23 protein-coding genes and 1 tRNA gene are annotated in these 21,085 nt (G+C 63.2%); 8 read left to right on the forward strand and 16 right to left on the reverse strand.

Translation table 11 applies throughout. The annotated features are described in order from the left end of the window. Positions 1–47: 47 nt before the first annotated feature. Both J1M81_RS08930 and J1M81_RS08935 read left to right on the forward strand, forming a co-directional pair. Complete coding sequence (locus J1M81_RS08930; protein WP_032401381.1) at positions 48–965, forward strand: SPFH domain-containing protein; 918 nt, start codon at positions 48–50, stop codon at positions 963–965. Positions 966–968: 3 nt separating this feature from the next. Further along, positions 969–1,166, forward strand: coding sequence for a hypothetical protein (locus tag J1M81_RS08935; protein WP_027496605.1), 198 nt, complete (start codon positions 969–971; stop codon positions 1,164–1,166). Between the two features lie 24 nt (positions 1,167–1,190). On the opposite strand, the gene nrdF is transcribed toward J1M81_RS08935, so the two are convergent. From nrdF to J1M81_RS08970, 7 genes are all read right to left on the reverse strand, one after another. Further along, positions 1,191–2,156 (reverse strand): class 1b ribonucleoside-diphosphate reductase subunit beta, encoded by a 966-nt coding sequence (gene nrdF, locus J1M81_RS08940; RefSeq protein WP_027496604.1) that lies wholly within the window; start codon positions 2,154–2,156, stop codon positions 1,191–1,193. A 48-nt stretch (positions 2,157–2,204) separates the two neighbouring features. Next, entirely contained in the window at positions 2,205–3,299 is a 1,095-nt protein-coding gene (locus J1M81_RS08945; protein WP_206497945.1) for a type IV toxin-antitoxin system AbiEi family antitoxin domain-containing protein, read from the reverse strand. A gap of 91 nt (positions 3,300–3,390) precedes the next feature. Further along, positions 3,391–5,556 (reverse strand): class 1b ribonucleoside-diphosphate reductase subunit alpha, encoded by a 2,166-nt coding sequence (nrdE, locus tag J1M81_RS08950; RefSeq protein ID WP_032370748.1) that lies wholly within the window; start codon positions 5,554–5,556, stop codon positions 3,391–3,393. Between the two features lie 34 nt (positions 5,557–5,590). Next, positions 5,591–6,052 (reverse strand): class Ib ribonucleoside-diphosphate reductase assembly flavoprotein NrdI, encoded by a 462-nt coding sequence (nrdI, locus tag J1M81_RS08955; RefSeq protein ID WP_027496602.1) that lies wholly within the window; start codon positions 6,050–6,052, stop codon positions 5,591–5,593. Positions 6,053–6,076: 24 nt separating this feature from the next. Next, the gene (locus J1M81_RS08960; protein ID WP_027496601.1) at positions 6,077–6,310 is read right to left on the reverse strand and encodes a redoxin NrdH; all 234 of its coding nucleotides are present in this window, start codon (positions 6,308–6,310) and stop codon (positions 6,077–6,079) included. A gap of 402 nt (positions 6,311–6,712) precedes the next feature. Then, a complete protein-coding gene (ykgO, locus tag J1M81_RS08965; protein ID WP_027496600.1) occupies positions 6,713–6,835 on the reverse strand; it encodes a type B 50S ribosomal protein L36 in 123 nt (40 codons plus the stop codon). A 43-nt stretch (positions 6,836–6,878) separates the two neighbouring features. After that, entirely contained in the window at positions 6,879–7,445 is a 567-nt protein-coding gene (locus J1M81_RS08970) for an NAD(P)H-dependent oxidoreductase (RefSeq protein WP_032366346.1), read from the reverse strand. A gap of 104 nt (positions 7,446–7,549) precedes the next feature. On the opposite strand from J1M81_RS08970, the gene J1M81_RS08975 reads away from it, so the two are divergent. Then, positions 7,550–8,149: a TetR/AcrR family transcriptional regulator gene (locus J1M81_RS08975; protein ID WP_027496598.1), complete on the forward strand. Its 600-nt coding sequence runs from the start codon at positions 7,550–7,552 to the stop codon at positions 8,147–8,149. 10 nt (positions 8,150–8,159) lie between these two features. Here J1M81_RS08975 and J1M81_RS08980 read toward each other — a convergent pair whose 3' ends face one another. After that, positions 8,160–8,942, reverse strand: a complete 783-nt coding sequence (locus tag J1M81_RS08980) for a fructosamine kinase family protein (protein ID WP_283348076.1) — start codon at positions 8,940–8,942, stop codon at positions 8,160–8,162. Between the two features lie 66 nt (positions 8,943–9,008). On the opposite strand from J1M81_RS08980, the gene nadE reads away from it, so the two are divergent. Next, a complete protein-coding gene (gene nadE / locus J1M81_RS08985; protein WP_032366345.1) occupies positions 9,009–9,854 on the forward strand; it encodes an ammonia-dependent NAD(+) synthetase in 846 nt (281 codons plus the stop codon). Between the two features lie 30 nt (positions 9,855–9,884). Here the strand turns inward: nadE and J1M81_RS08990 are convergent, their stop codons facing one another. Together J1M81_RS08990 and moaA are read right to left on the reverse strand one after the other, a co-directional pair. Beyond that, the gene (locus tag J1M81_RS08990) at positions 9,885–10,130 is read right to left on the reverse strand and encodes a MoaD/ThiS family protein (RefSeq protein WP_032401382.1); all 246 of its coding nucleotides are present in this window, start codon (positions 10,128–10,130) and stop codon (positions 9,885–9,887) included. 31 nt (positions 10,131–10,161) lie between these two features. Further along, complete coding sequence (gene moaA / locus J1M81_RS08995; RefSeq protein WP_230593582.1) at positions 10,162–11,214, reverse strand: GTP 3',8-cyclase MoaA; 1,053 nt, start codon at positions 11,212–11,214, stop codon at positions 10,162–10,164. A 179-nt stretch (positions 11,215–11,393) separates the two neighbouring features. Here moaA and glp point away from each other — a divergent pair, with 179 nt between their 5' ends. The 3 genes from glp to J1M81_RS09010 are packed head-to-tail and all read left to right on the forward strand — an operon-like array spanning position 11,394 to position 13,994. After that, positions 11,394–12,584 (forward strand): gephyrin-like molybdotransferase Glp, encoded by a 1,191-nt coding sequence (gene glp, locus J1M81_RS09000; RefSeq protein WP_032401384.1) that lies wholly within the window; start codon positions 11,394–11,396, stop codon positions 12,582–12,584. Then, complete coding sequence (gene moaCB, locus J1M81_RS09005) at positions 12,581–13,588, forward strand: bifunctional molybdenum cofactor biosynthesis protein MoaC/MoaB (protein WP_027496592.1); 1,008 nt, start codon at positions 12,581–12,583, stop codon at positions 13,586–13,588. The genes glp and moaCB overlap by 4 nt, the downstream gene beginning before the upstream one ends. After that, a complete protein-coding gene (locus J1M81_RS09010; RefSeq protein WP_027496591.1) occupies positions 13,581–13,994 on the forward strand; it encodes a molybdenum cofactor biosynthesis protein MoaE in 414 nt (137 codons plus the stop codon). The genes moaCB and J1M81_RS09010 overlap by 8 nt, the downstream gene beginning before the upstream one ends. 5 nt (positions 13,995–13,999) lie before the next feature. Here J1M81_RS09010 and J1M81_RS09015 read toward each other — a convergent pair whose 3' ends face one another. Together J1M81_RS09015 and J1M81_RS09020 are read right to left on the reverse strand one after the other, a co-directional pair. Further along, positions 14,000–15,058 carry a GTP-binding protein gene (locus tag J1M81_RS09015; RefSeq protein ID WP_206497947.1) on the reverse strand — a complete coding sequence of 353 codons (1,059 nt, stop codon included), beginning with the start codon at positions 15,056–15,058 and terminating at the stop codon, positions 14,000–14,002. An 11-nt stretch (positions 15,059–15,069) separates the two neighbouring features. Then, entirely contained in the window at positions 15,070–16,113 is a 1,044-nt protein-coding gene (locus tag J1M81_RS09020; protein ID WP_206498050.1) for an N-acetylmuramoyl-L-alanine amidase, read from the reverse strand. A 590-nt stretch (positions 16,114–16,703) separates the two neighbouring features. Here J1M81_RS09020 and J1M81_RS09025 point away from each other — a divergent pair. Continuing rightward, positions 16,704–17,048 carry an Lsr2 family protein gene (locus tag J1M81_RS09025; protein ID WP_027496587.1) on the forward strand — a complete coding sequence of 115 codons (345 nt, stop codon included), beginning with the start codon at positions 16,704–16,706 and terminating at the stop codon, positions 17,046–17,048. Between the two features lie 114 nt (positions 17,049–17,162). On the opposite strand, the gene J1M81_RS09030 is transcribed toward J1M81_RS09025, so the two are convergent. The 4 genes from J1M81_RS09030 to pgm all read right to left on the reverse strand — a co-directional run bounded on the left by J1M81_RS09030 (position 17,163) and on the right by pgm (position 21,009). Continuing rightward, positions 17,163–17,235, reverse strand: a tRNA-Ala gene (locus tag J1M81_RS09030). A gap of 126 nt (positions 17,236–17,361) precedes the next feature. Beyond that, on the reverse strand, positions 17,362–18,108 hold the full coding sequence (locus J1M81_RS09035; protein WP_032372668.1) for a DsbA family protein: 747 nt from the start codon (positions 18,106–18,108) through the stop codon (positions 17,362–17,364). Positions 18,109–18,133: 25 nt separating this feature from the next. After that, the gene (locus tag J1M81_RS09040) at positions 18,134–19,291 is read right to left on the reverse strand and encodes an MFS transporter (protein ID WP_045841964.1); all 1,158 of its coding nucleotides are present in this window, start codon (positions 19,289–19,291) and stop codon (positions 18,134–18,136) included. Positions 19,292–19,368: 77 nt separating this feature from the next. After that, positions 19,369–21,009: a phosphoglucomutase (alpha-D-glucose-1,6-bisphosphate-dependent) gene (gene pgm / locus J1M81_RS09045; protein ID WP_027496584.1), complete on the reverse strand. Its 1,641-nt coding sequence runs from the start codon at positions 21,007–21,009 to the stop codon at positions 19,369–19,371. Positions 21,010–21,085: the final 76 nt, after the last annotated feature.

Here is a 21,085-nt window from a genome sequence, read left to right on the forward strand (position 1 = left end):
CGATAATGTGATATCACTTTAGTATCACTCACGAGAGGGAGGTTCCGATGTCCGTACCCACTACCGTCGCCGAGAAGCCGACGGGTACTCCGACCACCACCATCGCCGAGCGCACCGGCTGGGATCTACCCGGCTGGTCGATGCTCGGCGTCGGTCTCGTGTTGTTCCTCGGCGGAATCGCCACGTTCGTTCTCGGACTCGCCTTTTCCGTCGTGGCGCTGATGGCCGTCGGAGTCGCGCTGTTCGTGCTGTCGTTGCCGGCACTCATGGGATTGACTCTGGTGCAACCGAATCAAGCTCGTGTTCTGCAGCTACTCGGCAGTTCGTACAGCGGAACGCTGCGCACACCGGGGCTACGCTGGACCAATCCGTTGACGTACCGCAGGGCCATCTCGACGCGAATTCGCAACCACGAGACCGGCCAGTCGAAGGTCAACGACGCCGACGGCAATCCGATCGAGATCTCTGCCATCGTCGTCTGGCAGGTCGCCGATACCGCCCTGGCGTCGTTCCAGGTCGACGATTACGAGGAGTTCGTCGCCGTCCAGACCGAATCGGCCGTCCGTCATATCGCCGGCAGCTACCCGTACGACGCCGAAGGACGAATGTCGTTGCGCGAGAACGCCGACGAGATCACCGCCGCCATGTCTGAGGAAGTACACGCGCGGGTGAGATCGGCAGGCGTCGAGGTGATCGAGACCCGCATCAACCGTCTTGCCTATGCTCCGGAGATCGCGCAGGCCATGCTGCGACGCCAGCAGGCCGGAGCTGTCATCGCGGCGCGTCAACAGATCGTCGAAGGTGCGGTGGGAATGGTGGAGATGGCACTCTCGAAGCTCGAGGAGAAGCACGTCGTGGAACTCGACGAGGAGCGGAAAGCGGCGATGGTGTCGAACCTGCTCGTCGTGTTGTGCAGCGATCGCGATACCCAGCCCGTCGTCAACACCGGATCGCTGTACCAGTGAGCCATGGCCGTCGAGCGTAAGAAAATTCTGCTTCGGCTGGACCCAGCGGTGCACGACGCTCTTGCCCGCTGGGCCTCCGACGAGCTCCGAAGCACCAACGCTCAGATCGAGTTTTTACTGCGTCGAGCACTGAGCGAGCAGGGCCGAATGCCGAAGGAGGCCAAAGACATTCGCGCGCCGGGCCGCCCACCGAAGGAGTGAGCGGCACGGCGCGAGGATGGGTTTCTAGAAGTCCCAGTCCTCGTCTTCGGTGTTGACGGCCTTTCCGATGACGTACGAGGAGCCCGACCCGGAGAAGAAGTCGTGATTCTCGTCGGCGTTGGGTGACAGAGCCGACAGAATTGCCGGGTTCACATCCGTCTCGTCCTTGGGGAACAGGCCCTCGTAGCCGAGGTTGTTCAGTGCTTTGTTGGCGTTGTAGCGCAGGAACTTCTTGACGTCCTCGGTCAGACCGATCTCGTCGTACAGATCCTGGGTGTACTCGACCTCGTTGTCGTACAGCTCGAACAGCAACTCGAAGGTGTAGTTCTTCAGTTCCTCACGCCGCTCCTCGCTGACCTTCTCGAGGCCCTTCTGGTACTTGTATCCGATGTAGTACCCGTGCACAGCCTCGTCACGAATGATCAGCCGGATGAGGTCTGCCGTGTTGGTGAGCTTGGCCCGCGAGGACCAGTACATCGGCAGGTAGAAGCCGGAGTAGAAGAGGAACGACTCGAGCAGAGTCGACGCCACCTTGCGCTTGAGCGGGTCGTCACCGTGATAGAAGTTCAGCACGATCTCGGCCTTGCGCTGAAGGTTGACGTTCTCCTCGGACCAGCGGAACGCATCGTCGATGTCGCGGGTGGAGCTGAGGGTGGAGAAGATGGAGCTGTAGCTCTTCGCGTGCACCGACTCCATGAACGCGATGTTGGTGTACACCGCCTCCTCGTGCGGAGTGATGGCGTCGGGAATGAGGCTGACGGCACCGACCGTCCCCTGAATCGTGTCCAGCAGGGTCAGTCCGGTGAACACGCGCATCGTCAGCTGCTTCTCGACGGCGGTCAGAGTGGCCCACGACGGGATGTCGTTGGACACCGGCACCTTCTCGGGCAGCCAGAAATTACTGGTGAGACGCTCCCAGACTTCGGAGTCCTTGTCGTCCTGGACCCGATTCCAGTTGATTGCGGAAACGCGATCGATCAGCTTCACCATGTGTCCTATCTACCGAGAGAATCTGCCGAATATTGGCTTGCTTGAACACTACCCGTTGTGTCCGACATCAATAGCTAACACAAGATCTGTGTCGTGCGCGTTCTGCGTACCTGGAGGGGCGCACAACGCGCACGACGTGAGTTCGCCCTCCCAGCCCTCACGTCGAAGAACCTGCGCCACGTCTCCTGCGACGCCGCACGGATCGCTGCTGACCTCCTCGTACCCGAAAACGAGTCGCGCACGCCCGGCGAGTTCCGAAGCATTGTCACGTCGCCGATCGCGGAATGCGACCTCTTGCATCGAATGGAACCGACGACCGTCCAGGCGCACGGTCAGCGTACGAGATCCAACTCGGTACACGACGTCCTCGTAGAGTGTCCGCCCGTCGACCTTTATCTCGCTCTGCCGTTCGGTAGCAGGGAGCCCGTGAGCCTCTTCGACGTTGGTCGCATATTCGAGTTCGAGAACAGACTGAACGCCGTTCGCGAGCAAGTCGACGGCTTCGGTCAGCGCTGTGAGATACCGGTACGGCCTGCGGACAGCGATCTGCTTCCGAACGTCCGTCAATCGAATTCGCCGCTGAGTCACCGACGACACCAAGCTGTGGAAAGCCTGCCTCGGCGTAGGTTCCGACACCGCCAGATCGAGTGCAGTGTCCACCAGCGTCGTTCGCGGCATATCCCCTGTTACGCCGATGTGCCGGTGCGCACGAGATCGGTGCACCACCACTCCGGGATGCAGCGATAGTCCGATGCCCGCCACCAGCCTCGTTCCGACCCTGGGGACCGAGCGCAGCGTCGGGCGCTGATTGCATGCAGACTTTCCGTACGGCACGGTGACGTGGACGGCCGAATCGGGATCGGGCCGTCGCAATCCCCATTCTTCGGCTGCGGAGCGGTGGCTCAGCATTGCGTGCCCACCTCCGTACAGAAGCGCTGCCATCAGGATCCGATCCCGAGTCAACGGCCCGGTGAAGATCGAGTAGACGCCGCGCAGAACAACGATCCACGCGCCACTCTCCACTAGCTTGCGGACTCGATTTCGGCTGTACCCCAACTTCGTGACCTGCGACTGCGTGAACAGCCCCCACTGCGTGTCGATCAGAACCTGAAGTTCTCGACCGTCCCCCCGACCATGTTCCATGGCCGGCCATCCTGCCCAGTGGGTACGACAACTTCCGTCGTGCGCGTTTTGCGCCCCTCCAGGTACGCAAAACGCGCACGACGGCGAAGCCCTACAGCATGCAGGAAACGCAGCCCTCGACCTCGGTGCCCTCGAGGGCCATCTGACGCAGACGGATGTAGTACAGCGTCTTGATGCCCTTACGCCATGCGTAGATCTGTGCGCGGTTGATGTCGCGGGTGGTGGCCGTGTCCTTGAAGAACAGCGTCAACGACAGGCCCTGATCGACGTGTTGCGTTGCGGCAGCGTAGGTATCGATGATCTTCTCGTAGCCGATCTCGTACGCGTCCTGGTAGTAATCCAGGTTGTCGTTGTCGAGATACGGTGCCGGGTAGTAGACGCGGCCGATCTTGCCTTCCTTGCGGATCTCGATCTTCGACGCCACCGGGTGAATCGACGAGGTCGAGTTGTTGATGTACGAGATCGAGCCGGTCGGCGGAACGGCCTGCAGGTTCTGGTTGTAGATTCCGTACTCCTGCACCGACGCCTTCAGCGCGGCCCAGTCGGCCTGGGTCGGGATGGCGACGTCGGAGTCGGCGAACAACTTCGCGACCTTCGGTGTCGCAGGCTCCCACACCTGGTCGGTGTACTTGTCGAAGAACTCTCCCGACGCGTACTTGGAATCCGGGAAACCCTTGAAGTACTGGCCGCGAGCCTTGGCCAGCTGGTTCGAGGCCTGGATGGCGTGGAACAGCACCGTGTAGAAGTAGATGTTGGTGAAGTCGATTCCCTCGGTCGAGCCGTAGTGAATGCGCTCGCGGGCGAGGTAGCCGTGCAGGTTCATCTGACCCAGGCCGATCGCGTGAGAGTCGTTGTTGCCCTGCTCGATCGACGGTACCGAGAAGATGTGGGTCTGATCCGACACCGCAGTCAGACCACGGATCGCCACCGCGATGGTCTTACCGAAATCGGGCGAATCCATCGTCTTGGCAATGTTCAGCGAGCCCAGGTTGCACGAGATGTCCTTGCCCACATGGCTGTACGAGAGGTCGTCGTTGAACGTCGACGGCGTCGAGACCTGGAGAATCTCCGAGCACAGGTTGGAGTGAGTGATCTTGCCCTTCACCGGGTTCGCACGATTGACGGTGTCCTCGTACATGATGTACGGGTAGCCGGACTCGAACTGCAGCTCGGCGAGGGTCTGGAAGAATTCACGCGACTTGATCTTGGTCTTGCGAATCCTCTTGTCGTCGACCATCTCGTAATACTTCTCCGAGACGTTGATGTCGGCGAACGGCACTCCGTAGATGCGCTCGACGTCGTACGGCGAGAACAGGTACATGTCCTCGTTCTTCTTCGCCAGCTCGAACGTGATGTCCGGGATGACGATTCCGAGGGACAGCGTCTTGATGCGGATCTTTTCGTCGGCGTTCTCACGCTTGGTGTCGAGGAACTTGTACACATCGGGGTGGTGCGCGTGCAGGTATACCGCGCCCGCGCCCTGGCGTGCCCCGAGCTGGTTGGCGTACGAGAACGAATCCTCGAGCAGCTTCATGATCGGGATGACACCGGACGACTGGTTCTCGATCCGCTTGATCGGCGCACCTGCTTCGCGAATGTTGCTCAGCAGCAATGCAACTCCGCCGCCGCGCTTGGACAGCTGCAACGCGGAGTTGATGGATCGTCCGATGGACTCCATGTTGTCTTCGATGCGGAGCAGGAAGCACGAGACGGGCTCGCCGCGCTGCTTCTTGCCCGAGTTGAGGAAGGTGGGCGTCGCGGGCTGGAATCGGCCGGCGATGATCTCGTCCACGAGATCGGTGGCCAGGGCTTCGTCACCGGCCGCCAGCGTCAATGCCACCATGCACACACGGTCCTCGAAGCGTTCGAGGTAGCGCTTACCGTCGAACGTCTTGAGCGTGTAGGAGGTGTAGTACTTGAACGCACCGAGGAAGGTCGGGAATCGAAACTTCTTCGAGTACGCGTGGTTGATCAGGAACTTCACGAACTCACGTGAGTACTGGTCCAGAACCTCGGGCTCGTAGTAGTTCTCCTCGACCAGGTAGTCCAGCTTCTCGTCCAGGTCGTGGAAGAACACGGTGTTCTGGTTGACGTGCTGCAGAAAGTACTGATTGGCAGCTTCGCGGTCCTTCTCGAACTGGATCTCACCGTTGGGCCCGTAGAGATTGAGCATCGCGTTGAGCGCGTGATAGTCCATGTCACCGTCGCTGCGAACGGTCGCGGGTGCGGGTGCTGCGTCGGTGATGGTCGGTGCCACGGCGGTGCTCCTACTGGTCTGTGGTGGTTGATGCTCAGTGCGTGTGGGCAGCGCGACGGACTTCCCGTTCCCAGAAGTCTTCGAGTCCCTCACGGACTCGCACTACGTCCTCGGGGGTGCCCATCAATTCGAAGCGGTAGAGATACGGAACCGCGCATTTCTGCGAGATGACGTCTCCGGCAAAGCAGAAGGAGTCACCGAAATTGGTGTTTCCGGCAGCGATGACGGCTCTGATCAACGATCGATTGTGCTTGTCGTTGAGAAACTTGATCACACGCTTGGGGACGTAGTTGGTGTCGCGACCGGCGTACGTCGTTCCTCCGCCGTACGTCGGCACGATCAGGACGTAGGGAGAGTCGACGCGAAACGTGCCGTCCGGATCTCGTAAGGGAATGCGCGTCGCGGGGATATCCAACTTCGATACGAAACGGTGCGTGTTCTCCGACGCGCTGGAGAAGTAGACGAGTGAGTTCGAGGACTGCTGTTGTGAACTCACCGCTCACTCACCTTCTCGATCTGTTCAAGCAGCGTTCGTCGCGAGGGTCTTGATGCGATCCGGGCGGAAACCGGACCAGTGGTCGTCACCGGCGACGACGACGGGGGCCTGCAGGTAACCGAGCGCCATGACGTAGTCACGTGCCTCGGGGTCCTGCGAGATGTCGATAACGGAATACTCGATACCCGCTTTGTCGAGGGCGCGGTAGGTGGCATTGCACTGGACGCAGGCGGGCTTGGTGTAAACGGTGATGCTCATGGTGTCCCTCTTTCCGTTGTCGCCGTCGGGTGCACCGATGGCGACGATGTGCTCTGCGTGTGGCACCGAGAACATCTCCCGCTCAGGGCGACTGCGACCTGCTCGAACCCACGTCGTTCGGGCTCTTCGAGTTGTGGTCTCTCGGCGGGTCAAACACTACACCTAGTGTCCCCCATCTGCCTAGAACACGAGATGTTGCGAACAACATGCGTGGTATTCGCTGGTCACGGCCGTGCGACCGTTGCTCGTCCACCCCACATCGGCGTGTCGGACGTCACAAAACGAGGTGTCTTTCGTCACTACCGACCGTCGCCCCGACGGTGACGATCACCGAAGACGCCCGCGCACGACGACGGCCCCTCGGAATTGCTCCGAGGGGCCGTCACGTGGATCACGCGAGTGTCAGCGTTGACGCGCCTTGAACCGCGGCTCCTTCTTGTTGATCACGAACACGACCCCATGGCGGCGAACCACCTGGGCGCCGGGCTTGTTCTTGAGCGATTTCAGAGAATTTCTCACCTTCATGAGACCAGGCTACATGAAAACGATTCCCGATACCATCAAGCGGTCACGCGCTGACGAGTTCCTTCGACGCCTTGACCAACTCGGCCACGACGTGGCCGATCTCACCGGACACCTCGGCGTTCTCACGCGGGTGAGCGGTCCCGAACTTGTCGATGGTGCCGCCGATGGAGAGCTGGACGTCCTCGAGTACGGATCCGCCGGCGATGCGGACGGCCTTGCTCGTGTCCTCGTGGGCCCACTTGGCACCGTTGCCGCTCGGCGATGCGCTGATGACCACGACCGGCTTGCCCACCATGGCACCGGCACCGTAGGGACGTGAGAGCCAGTCGATGGCGTTCTTCAGCACGGCCGGAATGGTGCCGTTGTATTCGGGCGTGACCAACAGCAGCGCAGAAGCCTTCTCGGCAGCGGCGCGCAGAGCGAGGGCGGCCGCAGGCACGGAGCCATCGACGTCGATATCCTCGTTGTAGAAGGGAACGTCGCCCAGCCCGTCGTAGACCACGATCTCGGCATCGGCCGGTGCGACGGTGACTGCAGTCTCGGCAATCTGCTTGTTCACCGATTCGGCGCGCAGGCTTCCGACGAGAACGAGTACGTGTGCGTCTGACATGAAATCTTCCTTCGAAAGTTCGGATGACGTGATCGTCGTGTCAATTCATACCATCCAAACGGACCGCGGTCCACTTGTATTCCTCAGCGAGGTACCCTGAACAGGTGACCGGTCCGATGCTGCCCGTAGTAGGCGAAGACTCCGAACGCTGTGACGCTGCCCGCAACCGCCGGCTGCTCCTCGACGCCGCGACGGAGCTGGTGGCGACCCTCGGTGCCGACGCCGTCACCATGGAGGCCGTGGCAACGAGGGCCGGCGTCGGCAAAGGCACCGTGTTCCGGCGCTTCGGCAACCGCGCCGGGTTGATGCGAGCCCTGTTGGATCACACCGAGAAGATGTTGCAGAGCTCGTTCATGTTCGGCGAACCGCCGCTCGGGCCCGGTGCCGATCCCATCGACCGCCTCGTCGCGTTCGGTCGGGCACGGCTGGAATTCGTCAGGGTTCAGGGTGAGGTGCTGCGGGCCGCGGAAAGCTCGGCCGACGCTCGGTATTCGGCTCCGGCGCACATGGTCAATTTCACACACGTTCTGTCTTTGCTCCGTGCAGCCGGCGTGGAGGGAGACCTGGAACTTCTCACCTATTGGCTGCTCACCCCTCTGGAAGCCACGTTGGTGCTGCACCAGTACCGAGACCTCGGAATGACGATGGATCGTCTGGCCGACGGGTGGGAAGATCTGGTGCGCAGAGCAACTCGCGTCCCATAGCGGTTGTCGGTCACGTCGCGAGTATCGACAGTGCCGCCGAATGCAAGGCAGTTCCGTACGAACGGCCGTGTCCGGCCGCATGTACGGCCAGAGGATGCAACTGGTGCAGGGCGGTCCGGTCGCGCCACCCCGTCCGCAGCGGGTGCACGGACTCGTAGCCGTCGACCATGGCGTCCAGATGAGGACAGCCGAACAGTGCCGCCATCGCCAGATCCGTTTCGCGATGGCCGCCGTGTGCCGCGGGATCGATCAGCACGACACCCGCATCGGTCCAGAAGACGTTGCCGTTCCACAGGTCTCCGTGGATTCGACTGGGCGGTTCACCGTCGTCGAACTCGCCGTCCGCCACCCGCTCGCACGCCACCTCGACGGTCGCCGCCTCGGACTGCGTCACGTTTCCGGTGTCGACCGCGATCCGCAGAAACGGCAGCACTCGCTCGGCGGCGTAGAACGAACCCCACGTGGCGTGGACAGTGTTGGTCATGGGCCGCGAGCCGATGAACAACTGCCCGGGAAACGGTGTGCCGTCCGGGCGATTCGGCGGAGCCCCGAATCCGGCCGCGCCGCCGTCGTGCATCCGGGCCAGTGCGCGCCCGAATCGACGGGCCGCGATCTCGGTGGGACGCGCGGCCGTCAACCGCTCGAGTTCGATGAACGTCGGTCCGCGATCGAGAACACCGACGACAGGCACCCCTGTCTCACCGGGCCACGCGAGTCCCGTCGCCTCGGCCTCGAAGAAGTCCGGGTGCGCGCGGGTATCTCGCTTGACGAAGGTATCCGTGGACCCGCTCACGTCGAACGACACTACGCATCCTTCTCGACCCGAACGCGTACCCGCACTCGTCATTAGGATGATCGGATGGGACACATCAACTCGGAATTGCGCTCCGGAATCATGCGTGAGCTGGCGGTACAGTCGACCATCGATCCGGTGACGGAGGTCCGCAGGCGCGTGGACTTCCTCAAGGACTACCTCGCGTCGACCCCGGCCTCCGGTTTCGTACTCGGGATCAGCGGCGGACAGGACAGCACGCTCACCGGCAAGCTCGCACAGCGGGCGGTGACCGAACTACGAGCCGACGGGCACGAGGCCGAATTCGTCGCCGTACGGCTCCCCTACGGTGTGCAGGCCGACGAGGACGACGCGGCGATCGCACTGAAGTTCATCGATCCCGACCGCACGGTGACGGTGAACATCAAGGAGGCCTCCGATGCCGCAGCCGCTGCGACCGCAGAGGCTCTGGGAACCGGCGAGGTCCGAGATTTCGTGCGCGGCAACATCAAAGCTCGCCAACGCATGGTCGCCCAGTACGCGATCGCCGGCGAACTCGGATATGTGGTCGTCGGCACCGATCACGCGGCCGAGGCGGTCACCGGCTTCTTCACCAAGTTCGGCGACGGCGGGGTGGATCTGACGCCACTGACCGGCCTGACCAAGCGTCAAGGCGCTGCGCTGCTGCGCGAGCTCGGTGCGCCCGAAAGTACCTGGCGCAAAGTCCCCACCGCGGATCTCGAAGACGACCGACCGGCTCTACCCGACGAGGAGGCCCTCGGCGTGACATACGAGCAGATCGACGACTACCTCGAAGGCAAGGACGTCACCGAGGAAGTGGCCGACAAGCTCGAGAAGATGTTCGCCGCGACGCGGCACAAGCGAACCGTTCCGGTGACACCGTTCGACGATTGGTGGAAGAACGGTCACTGACCGACCTTCGTCGGCGGCGATCGGTGACGATCAGCCGCCGGCGAACGGCGGCAGTACGTCGACTCTGCGGCCTACGGACCGACCCAGATCGCGGGTCAACTCGTCTCCGACCAGATATGCCGACACCCGCAGAATCGGTTCCATCGGGGCTCCGTACCGAGAACGGATGGCCTCGCGCAATTCTCCCAGCGTCGAACCGACCGGCAGAGTGAGGTGTTCCGACTCGCAGCCGGACGCGTCGACGGCGGCCGCGAAGTACCGCACCTCCACCTGCATCGTTCGACTACCGGTCGTGCTGGGCTGTATCTCAACCACCGATTGCTCCCATACTGCGGGTCGGTGGCACGAAGCCCTCGGCGTCGATGCCGTGCCCGGCCCATTTGTTCCACATGGCTCCGCGCCATACTGCTGCCAACTCGTCATCGGTGGCACCGCCCCGCAGCGCCGCGCGAAGATCCGTCTCGTCGTCGCTGAACAGGCAGGACCTGATGGTCCCCTCGGCAGTGAGCCTCGTTCGATCACAGTCGCCGCAGAACGAGCGCGTGACGGACGCGATGATTCCCACGGTCGCCTCCGTACCGTCCACGCTCCATTCCTCGGCAGGAGCGGACGGATCGGCGCGACCCACTTCACGTAGATCGAACGCAGTGGTCAGCTCGTCGAGCAACGTCTGGGCGTCGATCATGTTGTTGCGGGCCCATTCGTGATCGGCGTCGAGTGGCATCTGCTCGATGAATCGAAGCGCGACCCCCTCGTCCAGACACCACCGGAGCAGATCCACGGAGCCGGAGAGGGTATCTCGCATCAGTACGGCATTGACCTTCACCGGACCGATGCCCGCCTTCTTGGCCGCTCGGATGCCGGCCAGCACCGACGGCAGACGATCGCGTCGAGTCAAGCGCGCGAACTGTTCGCGATCGACCGAGTCCAACGACACGTTGACGCGCGTCAGACCGGCCTCGGCGAGAGCCTGCGCGCGATGTTCGAGACCGACGGCATTGGTGGTCATGGACAACGGAACGCCGTCCGCCACAGCGGAGCACGAACGAAGGATCTCGTCCAGATCTCGACGCATCAGAGGCTCGCCGCCGGTGAAACGCACGTCGCGTATTCCCAACAGGCGCACGGCAACCGAGACGACCCGAGCAATCTCGCCAGCGGTCAGCAGGTCGGCTGTGGGGATTGCCGGGAGCCCCTCCTCCGGCATGCAGTACGTGCACCGCAGCGAGCACTTCTCGGTGATCGAGATGCGCAGATCGCGTGCCACCCGCCCGAATCGATCGATCAGATGCGGCACGTCGGGACGATCGTCGACCGGGCCGAACGACGACCCCGAGGAAGCTGCACCTATACGTGGGATCCCGAGGGACGTGACACTGTCCACCGTCACCTCACACCTCGAATCCGTCTGTTCCTGCATGTCTCACATCGGCTTGTCTACCCAGTATGCCGCAGCCCACACGCGCCCGTCGTGTCGGCGTGCCTAGGATTGGCAGCCATGACGGCTGAGCACACTCGAGCGATCACCGGACCTGCACTGTGAGCGCCGTATCCGTCGAGGAGCACGCAGCAGCGATCGAGTCGCTGCTCGCAGACTTGGGCACCCGAGCAGCCCAACGAGTGCCGCTGACCGACGCACTGGGGCGGGTGGCATTCCACGACGTGACCTCCCCCGTCGATCTACCTCTGTTCCGGAATTCGCAGATGGACGGTTATGCGGTCGATTCTCGCTCGGTGCAGTCTGCGCCCGTGACGCTTCCGGTATCGACGATCATCGCTGCCGGACCCACCCGACCCTCGACGCTCACGCCCGGTAGCGCAGCCAAGATCATGACCGGCGCACCGATACCCGACGGAGCGGACGCCATCGTCCCCGTGGAGGACACCACGGGGACCACCGCAGGTGCGGTGACCGTCGAACGAGCCCGCGTCGCAGGCGAATTCGTGCGCGAACAGGGTAGCGACGTACGCGCGGGAACGGTCCTGATCGACGCGGGCAGAGTGCTCGAGCCCCGGCACATCTCGGTTCTCGCGGCCGTCGGACTGGCCACCGTCGACGTACGGTCGCGTCCTCGGGTGGCCGTGGTGACCACCGGAGCAGAGTTGGCCGACGCAGGCGAGACGCTCTCGCCCGGTCAGATCTTCGACTCGAACGGCATCACTCTTGCCGCGCACCTGCGCGCGAGCGGTGCCGACGTGGTCACCGTCGCACGCAGCACCGACGATCCGGAACGCTTCCGAAGCATCCTCACCTCCGCAGCCGCATCGGCGGAGCTCATCATCACCTCCGGTGGAGTGTCGATGGGCGACTTCGAGGTGGTCAAGGACGTTCTCGCGCCGCTGGGTGGACAGTTCGGATCGGTTCGGATGCAACCGGGTGGACCGCAGGGCATCACGATGTTCGACGGCACCCCGGTCCTGAGTTTCCCCGGCAACCCCGTCAGCACCGTGGTGTCGTACATCATGTTCGCGCGCAACATCGTTCGGCGATCTGCCGGCCTGCCACCGGTCCTGTCTGGCCCTGCGACTCTGTTCCAGTCGATCACCTCGCCGCCGGGCAGGCGTCAACTGCTCCGCGGAAAATTGCGTGACGACGGCCGGGTCGAACTGGTCGCCGGACCGGGGTCCCACCTGGTGGCCGCACTGGCGTGCGCCGACGTGCTCATCGACATCGCCGCCGAGACAACCGAACTCGCTGCAGGATCCCCCGTGGAGGTATGGCCGCTGTGACCACCGAAGTCCCGCAGAACCCCCTGTCTCACCTGGACGACGAGGGCCGCGCCCGCATGGTCGATGTGGCGCACAAGAAAGAGACCTCCCGAACGGCTGTGGCGGCCGGCGAGTTCGTCACCACGCCCGAGGTCATCGGGTTGGTGCAGGCGGACGGCATGCCGAAGGCCGATGTCCTGGCGACCGCTCGGATCGCCGGTATCTCGGCTGCCAAGCGCACGTCCGACCTGATTCCGCTGTGCCATCAACTCGCGCTCTCGTCGGTGAAAATCTCCTTCGGATTCACCGACACCTCGATCACGGTCGAGGCCACCGCCCGCACGACCGGTAGAACCGGCGTCGAGATGGAAGCCCTCACCGCCGTCGCGGTTGCCGGGTTGACCCTGCACGACATGGTCAAGGCAGTCGACCCGGGTGCGACGATGAACGGCGTCCGGCTGATCACCAAAGACGGTGGTAAGCATGGACATTGGCAGCGTGACGCGAAGGCGACCGCCCCCGACGACGACGCTCGGCCGTCGGAGGGGACGAAGTCGGCGGTCGTGCTCGTGGCCTCCACCGGCGGTGCTCGCGGGACCCGCCCGGACACCACCGGCCCGTCCATCGCATCCTGGCTGACCGATCGGGGCTTCGCGGTGCGCGGCCCGCTGGTGTACGCCGATGCCGACATCGAGGCCGGGCTGCGCGACTCGCTACGCGGCGAGCCGTCGCTGATCATCTCGACCGGCGGAACCGGCGTCTCCCCTACCGATGCAACTCCGGAGGCCACGGCGGCACTGCTCGACATCGAGATGCCAGGAATAGCAGACCAGATCCGCACCAAGGGAACCTCCGCGACGCCGCACGCGGTGCTGAGTCGCGGAGTGTCCGGGTTGATCGGACGTACCCTCGTCGTCAATTTGCCCGGATCACCGGGAGGCGTGAAAGACGGCTTGGCCGTTCTCGATCCGCTCCTCGATCATGTACTCGCCCAGATCTCAGGAGGAGGACCCCACGATGACTGAACTCGTCGCCCGCATCTCGAACGAGCCGCTGACGACCGCCGAAGTAGAAGCCGCGGTACAGGATTCGCACCACGGTGCCGTGGTGCTGTTCAGCGGAATCGTTCGTGACCACGACGGTGGCCACGCCGTGGAAACTCTCGAATACCGCGCCCACCCCGATGCAGAACGCTTCTTGAGCCGATGCTGCTCGGAAGTCTCGTCCGAAACCGGTCTTGCGGTCGCTGCCGTGCATCGCGTCGGGGACTTGCGGGTCGGCGATCTCGCGCTCGTCGCCGCAGTCGGATCGGCTCATCGCGCCGAGGCGTTCGAGGCGTGCGCCCGACTGGTCGAACGCATCAAGGCCGAGGTACCCATCTGGAAACGGCAGGGCTTCGAAGGCGGGCGCACCGAATGGGTCGGACTGTAGAAGACCTACGCCGGCTCGAGGTATCGATGGACCGGCAACATGGCCGAGGCGTCGACTGCGTCGTCAGGGCCGCGCACGCAGGCCCGCAGTCGATGATCTACCGCGTCCGCATCGAGTTCGGTGCCGATCAGCACCAGTGATGTCTGCTGGGCTTCACCCCGTAACCACGCTGCACTCTCGAACCGGATGTGTCGCCCCACCGTCTGCACGATGAACTTCTGCTGGTGTCCCGGCAGGTCGAAATGCACGACACCCTTGATGCGGTAGAGGTTTCCGGTCGGGTTCTCCAGAAATTCGATCAGCCGACGCGGCTCCATCGCTGCTGTGCTGACGAACTCGGTATGCGAGTACTGCGCATGCAGGTGTCGGTGGTGTCCGTGCTCGTGGCAGCTGTCGTCGTCGAGGTGCTCGCGCAGAAGTTCGTCGAAGGACAACTGCACGGGTAGTGCGGATTCGACCGGCCCGTTCTGGGGCCGGTCGAACAACAACAGAGGATCGACGCGTCCGAACGACACCGCTGCGACAGGGACGTCGCCGACAATGGACCGAACCGTCGACACCACCGCAGAGCGCTCCGAATCCTCGACGGCGTCGGACTTGTTCAGTACCACCAGATCCGCCAATTGCAGATGCTGATCGATTTCGGGATGCAGGGTGCGGGTAACCGCGAATTCGACCGCGTCGACGACTCCCACCAATCCGCCGTACACGATGAACTCGTTCTCACTGCCGCGCACCATTCGAATGAGATTCCGTGGCTCCGCCAATCCGCTGGCCTCCACCACGATCACGTCTATGGCCGAACGGCGGTGTGCCAGCGCATCGAACATCGCGTCCATGTCACTGATGTCCACCGCACAGCAGATGCATCCGTTGCCCAGTGACACCATCGAATCGACCTGTCCTGCAACGAGCATGGAATCGATGTTGATCGCACCGAAATCGTTGACCACGACGCCGATCCGAATTCCCGCATCGTTGCGCAACAGATGATTGAGCAGAGTGGTCTTGCCGGCACCCAGAAAGCCGGCAACGATCACCACCGGAATTCGTCGACGCGCCACGCCGGTCGAGACTACCGGGCGGCGAGAATTCGATTCAGGAGGCCTCGAGCGAAGGTGGAGACGCTGCTGACGTTCTCGTCGGTCACCAATCCCTTCAACCCGTCGACACCGAACGATTCGACATACGGCGAGACGCTTTCGAGTAGTCGAGACAAGGCACTACGACCCGCTACGGACGTCGACGTAGCTGCGGGGACAGTCGCGCTCGTCGGCGTCGGCGCAGAGGCGGTGGGAACTGCGACGTCCGGCGACGAGGCAGCCTCGGCTCCGAGAAGATAGTCGATGATGCCGGTGGAGATGGCGATCGCATGCTTCACCTGACCGTCCGAGCCCTCGAGCACCGCCGCGTCGTCCGGGTTGGAACCATTGCCCATCTCGACGAACACCAACGGAACAGTCGTCAGTGCGGGCCCCGCGACGTCGGATCGTTCCTGGATCCCGTCGACAACGCCCGAGTAATTGGCGGGATCGAACCCGGCGCGAACGTAGGAATCTCTCATCAGCTTCGAGGCCGAGCGCCCGCCCTCGGACTGAGCCGCATCGGCCGCCGCATTCGGAATCGGCAGTGTCGGCACGATCAGATGGAATCCGTGCTTGTCGGTGTCGGTCGTCGTGCTCGTCGAGTCCGCATGAATGCTGACGGCCACATCGGCTCCGGACGCGCTGGCAGCGCGAGCCCGATCGTCGACGCACCCGCCCCATCCGGCGTCGTCGACGCGGCTGGTCTTCACCGTCGCACCGAGACTCTCCAGACTGGACCGAACCAGCTCCGAGACCTTCCAGTTGATGGCGTGCTCCGGCACCCCGTCCACCGTGGTCATGCCCGTGGTCTGGCAATCCTTGGTACCGCCGCGCCCGTCGTCGACCTGCCGTTGCAGATTCTCCGAGTGAGCTGTGCCCTGGTGACCCGGATCGAGGAAGACCGTCTTTCCCGTCAACTCTCGTCCGGCCGATGCCGTGCCGGGTGTCGCCGACGGCGCAGTGGCGGGCGCGGACGGGTCGGCCGATACCGGTGCGCCGACGAGTGCTCCAGCACCCAGTAGACCTGCGCACATCAGCGTCACCGCAGCCGACCCGGCTGTTCGTGAAGATTTCATCGACTTGTGGGCGCTCCGGTGGAGCCGGTCGCGCCACTCCCCTCTCGGCACCTCGGACGCCGTCGAGCCACGCGGTTCCCATTGACATCAGGAGCTACCGTGCGTCACAACAGACACTTGCTGCTCGAGTGAACCAGATATCGAACCATTCGAGCCCCTGATCGAATTTCGTTAGCCAAAGGAGTGCATTTCGTGATCGATCCGTTGCGATCTGCCAGCCTTCTCATGTTTCCCACGACGGCGACACACGTGCCGCAAAACTCCGAAATCGGCCGCCGGCTCGAACCGACCCCGAGAACGAATTTTCTATCAATACCGGACAGTTTGTCTTTGTTCACCGCAACAGCGATCCCTCGCACTGCGCACACACTTAATGCCTGCGCCACGTCGGTTTCGACGAATACATCTGCAGATTCTGTGGCAATGCTGCGAAACCGGTAACAATCGATCGGCCAGCATGGATATACACATTGTTCGGCCGTATAGTCGACACAGTTCGATCTGGACATCCCCCCGCATCATTCCCTGCACCATTGGAGAGCTTCAGCATGGCCAGAAAAGTCTATGTGCAACTAGTCGATGACATCGACGAAAAACCGATCGAATCCGGTGGCGAACACATAACCTATTCGGTCAACGGAGTCAGCTACGAAATCGATCTGAGCGACAAGAACGCCAAAGAATTCCACCGCAAGCTCGACTATTACATCGAGCACTCGACGAAGGTGGGCGGAAAGCGACAGAAGAAGTCGACTTCCCCGGCCACCGGGGCGAAGCGCGACGCCAATCAGACCAAAGCCATCAGAGAATGGGCGAAGGCGAACGGCCACAACATTTCTGCGCGCGGAAGAATACCCGCCGAAGTGGAGCAGGCGTTCGACGCAGCTCACTGACTCCCGCCTTCCGAATCGGCGTCTCAGGACTCACGCTGCAGACGCCGATTCGGTGGCCGAAGCCATAGACACAACAAAAGCGCCGCCCGATGGGCGGCGCTTTTGCTTTCTCGGTGGAGCTAAGGGGACTCGAACCCCTGACCCCCACACTGCCAGTGTGGTGCGCTACCAGCTGCGCCATAGCCCCGAGTACTGCGTGCTCCCGCTCATGCGGTTGCTCGAACGAAGTTACACCATCGCTCGCGGCAGCAACAAATCAGCTGGTGCGGCCCGTACTCGATGCTCCGGTACGGGCCCCCGCGCTCGACCCCGATCAGCCGACCGTAGCCAGCCATTCCGAGTCGCCCAGCGCGTCGACCACCTGTCCGTCCACCAGAACACCCGGAGTTCCGCGTGCGCCCGATGCGGCCAAGGCGTCCCGACCGGTCGTCGCGTCCGCCACCGCTGCGTCACGCTGAGCGCCCGTGGTGATGCACTCCACCGCAAGATCGCTCGCTCCGTTCGACGTTGCCAGCTCCGCCAGCTCGGCATCGGTTCGGTCGGAGTCGCTTCCTTCCTCCGGCTGGAATTCCGGGTCGAACAGCGCGGCGTGGAAAGCCGAGTAGACCCGCGCATTCTCGGTGGCGGCCACGCAGTGCGACGCCGCAACGGCCCGCGTCGAATAGTCACCCGAGGCCGAGCTCGCATCGAGGAAATTGATCAGGTGGTAGTTGACCGAGACAATGCCGTCGTCGATCTTCTGAGCCAATTCCTGGCCGTGCTTCACCTCGAGATCACTGCAGAATGGGCACATCGGGTCCTCGTAGATATCGAGGACGCGCTGCGCGCCCGGACGAGCCAATACGACGACACCGTCTCCCGGCAACGACAATTCGACCTCGGGATTCTTGACCGATCCGTACCCGTCGTTCCGGGGCGCGTCGCTGCCTCGCTGCCACAGGATCGCTACCACGACGACCGCGACCACCACGAGGAATGCAATACCGCCCAGAACGTACGTCACGGTATTCGACGAGGCCTGCGGAGTGTGTTTCGTGCTGGATGTCTTCTTCTCGCTCACAGAGCGAATACTACGGACGTATCCGTCAGCTGCGCTCGCGCTCGAGGGTGTCCGGAACGCGCGACCACCACAATCCCGCCAGTAGAAGCAGTGCGCCCGTCACGGCGAAAGCCGGACCGAACGAGACCCGTTCCACGATCATTCCGGCCACGATCGGGCCGATCACAGCGCCCACGTCGGACGCCATCTGGAAGGCAGCCAGCACGGGTCCTCCACGCGCCTTGGAGCCGATCACGTCGGCGACCGAGGCCTGCTGGGCAGGACTCATCAGGCCCGATCCGATTCCGGCGATCAACGACACCGCGAGGAACAACACCGGATCGTGGACATAGCCCATCACGACCGTTCCCAGGCCGCACACCGCCAAACCGCCCAGCATGAACGGTTTGCGTCCGCGTACGTCGGACAGGCGACCGGCAGTGGTGAGAACCAGTGCGTTACCCACTGCGAACACCGTGAGAGCAATCCCGACGAACACCTCGGACCGCTGCATTGCCTCGACGACGAACAACGGCACCAGCGCCACCCGGACACCGAACACGGCCCATCCGTTTGCGAAATTCGACGCCAGGGCGGCCCGATAGGACGGGATTCGCAGAGCAGCGAGCAACGACATCGTCGGCGGCGCAGTTCCCTTCTCCGGCTTGACCAGATCGGAATTGCCGAGGGTGAAGTACACGACGGCAGCGGCGATCACCAGAGCCACGGCATAGATGACGAACGGCACCCGCAGACCGAAACCGACGAGCGCGCCGCCGACGAGCGGACCACCGATGGTTCCCAGCAAGAAAGCGGTCGCGTACAGCCCGGAGATGCGGCCTCTACTGGTAGGTGGACTGATTCTGATCAGCAGTCCGAGAGCAGACACCGAGAACATCGTCGACCCGATCCCGCCGAGTCCGCGAAACACCAGCAGCTGCCAGTACGTCTGAGCCAGAGCGCACGCACCGGTGGAGACCGCCACGATCAACAGTCCGATCAGGTAGACGGGTCGTTCGCCGAGCCGCTGAACCAGAGCGCCGCTCGCAGGCGCGAACAGCAACCGCATGAGAGCGAAGGCACTGATCACTGCCGACGCGGCCGTGTATCCGACGCCGAATTCTCGAGCGAACTGCGGCAGGGCAGGCGCGACGATGCCGAATCCGAGGGCGATGACGAACGCTGCCGAGACCAGTACCCAGATCTCCGGTGGGAGTTTGCCTCCGGGTTGGAATGCCGGCTCGGGGGCCGGGCTGTCGTGGTCGGGTGTCGGTGAGTCGGTCACGAGCTCTCGAGAGCGGACGAGACCAATTCACGTGCTGCAGCCTGGACCTCGGCGAGGTGTTCCTTGCCCTGGAACGACTCCGCGTAGATCTTGTAGACGTCCTCGGTTCCCGACGGACGAGCTGCGAACCAGGCGCTCTCCGTTGTCACCTTCAGCCCACCCAGTGCGGCCCCGTTTCCGGGAGCCTCGGTCAGCGTCGCGGTGATCGGCTCCCCCGCCAATTCGGTGGCGGTGATCTGGTCGGGCGACAACTTGGCGAGCACAGCCTTCTGCTCCCTGGTTGCCGGGGCGTCGACTCGGGCGTACGACGGATCGCCGTACTCGGCTGTGAATTCTGCGTAGCGTTGCGACGGTGTCGATCCGGTGACCGCGGTGATCTCCGAGGCCAACAGCGCCAGAATGATTCCGTCCTTGTCCGTGGTCCACACTCGCCCGTCGTGCCGCAGGAACGAGGCACCGGCGCTCTCCTCGCCGCCGAAGCCGAGCTCGCCGTCCAGCAGGCCCGGCACGAACCACTTGAACCCGACCGGGACCTCGAGCAGCTTTCGTCCGAGACCGGCGACGACGCGATCGATCATGGAGGAACTCACCAGCGTCTTGCCGACTGCCGCGGTCGGTGACCACCCGGGTCGGTGGGTGAACAGATAGTCGATCGCGACCGCGAGGTAGTGATTGGGGTTCATCAGACCACTGTCGGGAGTGACGATGCCGTGTCGATCGGAGTCGGCGTCGTTGCCCGTGGCGATGTCGAATCGATCCCGGGCTGCGATCAGTGATGCCATCGCGTTCGGCGACGAGCAGTCCATTCTGATCTTGCCGTCCGTGTCCAACGTCATGAAGCGGAACGTGCCGTCGACCAACGGATTGACGACGGTCAGATCGAGGTTGTGTCGTTCGGCGATCGCATCCCAGTAGTCGACACTGGCACCGCCGAGCGGATCCGCACCGATGCGAACTCCGGCGGCGCGGATCGCATCGAGATCGAGCACATTCGGGAGGTCGTCCACGTAGGTGCCGAGGAAGTCGTACCGCGAGACGCTTCCCGCGAACGCCTGCGCGAGAGTCACACGCTTGATACCGGTAATGCCCTCGCGCAGAAGCTCGTTGGCGCGGGCAGCGATCACCGACGTCGCATCGCTGTCGGCCGGTCCACCGTGCGGAGGGTTGTACTTGAACCCGCCGTCACGCGGCGGATTGTGGGACGGTGTGACCACGATGCCGTCGGCTTTCGCGGTCGGCCCCGACTCGTTGTACCGGAGAATGGCATGACTGACGGCGGGCGTCGGGGTGTAGCGATCCCCCGAGTCGACCAGAACGTCGACGTCGTTGGCTGCCAACACCTCCAGAGCCGTCGTCCACGCGGGCTCGGACAATGCATGGGTGTCTCGACCGATGAACAGTGGCCCGGTGATGCCTTGCGCGGAACGATATTCCACGATGGCCTGCGTGGTCGCGACGATGTGCGCCTCGTTGAACGCCGAATCCAGGCTCGAACCTCGATGACCCGAGGTCCCGAACACGACCTGCTGACTCGGCTCCGACACGTCCGGAATGCGCGAGTAGTACGCCGTGACGAGTTGCGAGAGATCGACCAGATCCTCCGGCAGTGCAGTGGTTCCAGCTCTCTCGTGCGCCACGATGCGCCTCCTCAATCCTCGAACGAACCGAATCCGGTCGACGAACCGAATTTCTCGTTCAACCCTAACGCCGCTG

Source organism: Rhodococcus sp. KRD175, from assembly GCF_017168275.1.
Taxonomy (GTDB): Bacteria; Actinomycetota; Actinomycetes; order Mycobacteriales; family Mycobacteriaceae; genus Rhodococcoides; species Rhodococcoides fascians.

Bases quoted from the DNA above. Each gene is read 5' to 3' on its own strand.
- J1M81_RS08930 (WP_032401381.1), top strand. From the start codon at position 48: ATGTCCGTACCCACTACCGTCGCCGAGAAGCCGACGGGTACTCCGACC.
- J1M81_RS09020 (WP_206498050.1), bottom strand. From the start codon at position 16,113: ATGTGCGCAGGTCTACTGGGTGCTGGAGCACTCGTCGGCGCACCGGTA.
- J1M81_RS09010 (WP_027496591.1), top strand. From the start codon at position 13,581: ATGACTGAACTCGTCGCCCGCATCTCGAACGAGCCGCTGACGACCGCC.
- J1M81_RS08970 (WP_032366346.1), bottom strand. From the start codon at position 7,445: ATGTCAGACGCACACGTACTCGTTCTCGTCGGAAGCCTGCGCGCCGAA.
- nrdF (WP_027496604.1), bottom strand. From the start codon at position 2,156: ATGGTGAAGCTGATCGATCGCGTTTCCGCAATCAACTGGAATCGGGTC.
- ykgO (WP_027496600.1), bottom strand. From the start codon at position 6,835: ATGAAGGTGAGAAATTCTCTGAAATCGCTCAAGAACAAGCCCGGCGCC.
- J1M81_RS08990 (WP_032401382.1), bottom strand. From the start codon at position 10,130: ATGCAGGTGGAGGTGCGGTACTTCGCGGCCGCCGTCGACGCGTCCGGC.
- J1M81_RS08960 (WP_027496601.1), bottom strand. From the start codon at position 6,310: ATGAGCATCACCGTTTACACCAAGCCCGCCTGCGTCCAGTGCAATGCC.
- J1M81_RS08945 (WP_206497945.1), bottom strand. From the start codon at position 3,299: ATGGAACATGGTCGGGGGGACGGTCGAGAACTTCAGGTTCTGATCGAC.
- J1M81_RS09025 (WP_027496587.1), top strand. From the start codon at position 16,704: ATGGCCAGAAAAGTCTATGTGCAACTAGTCGATGACATCGACGAAAAA.
- nadE (WP_032366345.1), top strand. From the start codon at position 9,009: ATGGGACACATCAACTCGGAATTGCGCTCCGGAATCATGCGTGAGCTG.
- J1M81_RS08935 (WP_027496605.1), top strand. From the start codon at position 969: ATGGCCGTCGAGCGTAAGAAAATTCTGCTTCGGCTGGACCCAGCGGTG.